This window comes from Rhizobium sp. J15 (genome assembly GCF_002531825.1).
In the GTDB taxonomy this organism is placed as follows: Bacteria; Pseudomonadota; Alphaproteobacteria; order Rhizobiales; family Rhizobiaceae; genus Rhizobium.
Genome location: NZ_NWSX01000105.1, coordinates 1 through 1,051 on the forward strand (window position 1 = coordinate 1; position 1,051 = coordinate 1,051).

The following is a 1,051-nucleotide window of genomic DNA, read 5'->3' on the forward strand; positions in this document are numbered from 1 at the left end:
GCGCTGTAGCGGGTGATCGGCTTTGCGGGCGGCCATCAGTGTTTTCCGCTAGGGTCGGGTTGTTCAAGACCAACCTGACGGAAAGATCACCGATGACCAATGACATGATGAACGTGCGTTCGCTTGTTGAGAAGAGTGCCGATGCAGATTTGTTGCGTGAGATGATCGGTCTTGCTGCCGAGCGGCTGATGGAGTTGGAGGTCGGCTCGGCCACGGGTGCTGACTTCGGTGTGAAGAACCCGATGCGGCTCACTCAACGCAATGGCTACCGTGACCGCGATTGGGAGACGCGGGCTGGCACCGTCGAGCTTCGCATTCCGAAGCTGCGCAAAGGCAGCTACTTTCCGAGCTTCCTTGAACCGCGCCGCATGGCAGAGAAAGCTCTGACGGCCGTTATCCAGGAAGCGTATATCCAGGGAATCTCGACTCGTTCTGTCGACGACCTGTGGTGGATGCGACCTATCTCAAGGTCCGGCGTGGCGGCCGCATCGTCTCAGTCGCCGTCATTATCGCGGTCGGCGTCAATAACGACGGTCGGCGCGAGGTCCTGGGTATGGAAGTTGGCACCTCGGAGGCCGAACCGATCTGGACGGAATTCCTGCGCAGGCTGACACGTCGAGGATTACGTGGTGTGAACCTTGTTGTCTCTGATGCACATGAGGGCATCAAGGCTGCCGTTTCCAAGGTTCTCAATGCCACTTGGCAAAGGTGCCGGGTTCACTTCATGAGGAACGTGCTCGCGCATGCTGGAAAGAGCGGCAGGCGGGTCGTATCCGCCTTCATCGCGACGGCCTTTGCCCAGGAGACCCCGGAGGCAGCAAGCCGCACAATGGCGCAGTGTCGCCGATCAAATCAGGCCGAAAGTGCCGAAGCTTGCCACCATCATGGACGACGCTGAAGAGGACGTGCTCGCCTACATGACCTTCCCGAAAGAGCACCGGGCAAAGCTGCACTCGACGAATCCAATTGAGCGTCTCAACGGCGAAATCAAGCGACGCACCGAGGTCGTCGGCATCTTTCCGAACGACGAAGCCATCGTCCGTCTCGTCGG

The 1,051-nt window shown here is 59.3% G+C and carries 1 pseudogene; it reads left to right on the plus strand.

From position 1 onward, the window contains the following. Window positions 1-92: 92 nt before the first annotated feature. Window positions 93-1,051 (plus strand): annotated as a pseudogene (locus CO670_RS32335) (IS256 family transposase); the annotation flags it as partial.